The sequence below is a fragment of the Blautia sp. AF14-40 genome (assembly GCF_003479665.1).
Classification (GTDB): Bacteria; Bacillota; Clostridia; order Lachnospirales; family Lachnospiraceae; genus Fusicatenibacter; species Fusicatenibacter saccharivorans.
In genome coordinates this window covers 482-3062 of the sequence record NZ_QUHK01000077.1, presented here as the reverse complement: position 1 = coordinate 3062, position 2581 = coordinate 482, and the positions used below count along the sequence as shown (strand labels likewise).

Annotated in this window: 4 protein-coding genes; all 4 read left to right on the top strand. The window is 41.5% G+C overall.

The window, feature by feature from the left end; translation table 11 throughout:
• Positions 1-279 precede the first annotated feature (279 nt).
• Entirely contained in the window at positions 280-768 is a 489-nt protein-coding gene (locus tag DWW13_RS18135; RefSeq protein ID WP_318264753.1) for an RNA polymerase sigma factor, read from the top strand.
• Positions 769-770: 2 nt separating this feature from the next.
• Positions 771-1379: a zf-HC2 domain-containing protein gene (locus tag DWW13_RS18130; RefSeq protein WP_117471332.1), complete on the top strand. Its 609-nt coding sequence runs from the start codon at positions 771-773 to the stop codon at positions 1377-1379.
• A gap of 166 nt (positions 1380-1545) precedes the next feature.
• Positions 1546-1989 carry an RNA polymerase sigma factor gene (locus DWW13_RS18125; RefSeq protein WP_117888465.1) on the top strand — a complete coding sequence of 148 codons (444 nt, stop codon included), beginning with the start codon at positions 1546-1548 and terminating at the stop codon, positions 1987-1989.
• Positions 1982-2182: a helix-turn-helix domain-containing protein gene (locus DWW13_RS18120; RefSeq protein ID WP_117888466.1), complete on the top strand. Its 201-nt coding sequence runs from the start codon at positions 1982-1984 to the stop codon at positions 2180-2182. Before DWW13_RS18125 ends, DWW13_RS18120 begins: the two co-directional genes overlap by 8 nt.
• Positions 2183-2581: the final 399 nt, after the last annotated feature.

The following is a 2581-nucleotide window of genomic DNA, read 5'->3' as shown; positions in this document are numbered from 1 at the left end:
AATCTCTTAGAGGGATATGGAAACGACAATCCGGGCGCAAATGCTCATATGCGGTAAAGAAGCAAAAGCAAACAGACAGCAATCACTGCTATTCCGAAGCAAGAGGAACATGGTAGAAATGTTCATAAGCCTATGCTATACTATAATTAGAATTTGAACAGCGGCGAACTGGCGAAATAATCGTCATGTCGCCGCTGTCTGTTATAATAAAAAAGTTGAAAATCTTTGTAAGATTTCTTCGTCTGCAAAGTCTTATTTGTGAAAGGAGGTGGTAGCATAGTGGAGTTCGAGCAAATTTACAATACCTATTTCAAAGCGGTATATCGCTATATATGGCAGCTTTCCGGTAATGAACACATAGCCGAGGAAATTACAGGCGAAACATTTTTTAAAGCAATGAAATCCATAAATAATTTTCGTGGCGAATGTGATATGCGTGTATGGCTTTGTCAAATTGCAAAGAATACCTATTTCTCATATCTGAAAAAGAATGGAAAAATAGAAAGCATTGACGAAGCAAAATTTCAGAATATTGCTAACCCGAATGATTTTATTGATGAGCAGGTTAATACTCAGGAAGAAGCAGCGCAATTACGGAAAATCTTACATAGTATATCTGAACCATATAAGGAAGTTTTCATGTGGCGTGTCTTTGGGGAATTATCATTTAATGAAATAGGTGACTTATACGGAAAAACTGATAACTGGGCTTGTGTTACCTACCATCGGGCAAGAAAAATGATACAAAGCAGATTGGAGGAAATTTAGTAATGAAAAAAGAGTGTAGCATCATTCGTGATATGTTGCCGTTGTATTTTGAAAATATGGTGAGCGAAGATACAGCAGAATTTGTAAAAAAGCACATCGAAAATTGTCCTGATTGTGCTGCTGAACTTAAAGCCATGAAATCGGGCAAAGAAATTAGCGAGACAGAACCCTCAAAAAGAGAAAGTGACGCAAAAGTGATAACAGCAGTAAAAAAGAAGATAGCAAAAAAAATTGTAAAAACTGTTGCTGTTGTGTGTTTGGCATTTGCGGGATTACTTAGTGCAGTATTGCTATATACAGGTATTGGTCATCCTGTTACCCGGGACAACATTTCACTTTCCACAAAAACTGAAAGTGGATATAATTATATTATTTTAGAAACTGAAGCAGGAAAATCACTATTCTTTGATTCAAAAACAGAAGATATTGTTAATGATAAAAATGAAATATGTGGACAGAAAATCACTCTATACAACTTGCAATATCATAACAATTTTTCACAAAAGAATAATCTTATAAGCTGGGGGAGTCCTACAAATACCAAAGCTAAATACATGGAATTGGTTGTTGAATTAGGAAATGATACATTACGAATATCTAATGCAGAGTAAAGACAATCACCTGTAAATAGCAAACCCAGCCGAGCCAGTCAACGGCAAGTAAATGGGCTGCGCCCACCGTTGACAGCCCCGTCTGTCCTTGCTGGTGGGTAATCAAGGGGCGACAGCAAAAAAGTGCTGCCGCCCTTTCCCATAATCGAAGAAAGGGGGATTTTCCATGACTGAATACGAAGCCTATCAAGAACATATCCGCTATACCCATGATACCTACTGCCGGATTGTTATTCGTCATGCGTCCTTTGACGCTGCCCGTATGCTGGCGGCGAGGTGGAAACGGGAAATCTCCCTTGAATACTTGACCGAAGAAAAGTTTGTCCCACTAAGCACCACAGACGAGTATTTTCAAGTGCCGGACTATGGCGAAACTTATCCGTTCTCTGTCCGGGGGCAGACGATATTTTTAGATAGCTGCTCCCTTGCGGCGGCTCTTGCCGGACTGCCGGAACAGACGCAGGAGGAAATCTTTTTGTATTACTTCCAGCACTTGACGCAGAAAGAAATCGGAGAACAATGCGGCTGGACACGCAGCACAATCGGGCGGCATATTCAGCTTGCCTTGAAGCGGCTGAAAGAGGAAATGGAGGTGCTGTCCTATGAGTAACCGACTTCTCCCCTATGACACGATTATAAAGGCATATGAGGGCGACTCCATAGCGATACAAGCTGTCCTTGACCGCTACGCCGGATATATCCGCTACTTTTCCAAAATGAACGGCTATTATAACTCTGATATGGAGGACTACATCAAAACAAAGCTGATTGAAAGCCTGTTCAAGTTCCGGCTTGACCGATAACATAAAAACTGAATATCCCGCCGCCCCGCAGCGGCACACAAAGCAGTAAATCCGAAAAAGATTTGCTGCTTTTTTTGCGCCCATTTTTGGCAAATTTCCAAAAGTTCCGTATTAGATAGTGAAACCAAAAAAGGTTGCCGTTTTTTTCAGACAGCGGGCAAAACGCAGCTTCCGAAACGCCTTATTGTCGGGAAAGACCGAGCCGCCGGAAAAGTTCTTGCCGGAAAGTCCGTCATTTTTGCTTTTTGCGGTGTTGTAGGGAGTAAGGGGGAGAATGCCAGCCCGCCGCCTTTTATAAAAAACTGGTTATAGATTTCCCGAAAAAGTGGCAGTAGGAAGTGAACGGCAGTCCGGCAGTTTCTTAGAGCAAGATTCTACCGCAGTACCAAAATTCGCTTT

What these genes read in the sequence shown, in the direction of transcription:
- DWW13_RS18130 (WP_117471332.1), top strand. Translation starts at nt 771, where the DNA reads ATGAAAAAAGAGTGTAGCATCATTCGTGATATGTTGCCGTTGTATTTT.
- DWW13_RS18125 (WP_117888465.1), top strand. Translation starts at nt 1,546, where the DNA reads ATGACTGAATACGAAGCCTATCAAGAACATATCCGCTATACCCATGAT.
- DWW13_RS18120 (WP_117888466.1), top strand. Translation starts at nt 1,982, where the DNA reads ATGAGTAACCGACTTCTCCCCTATGACACGATTATAAAGGCATATGAG.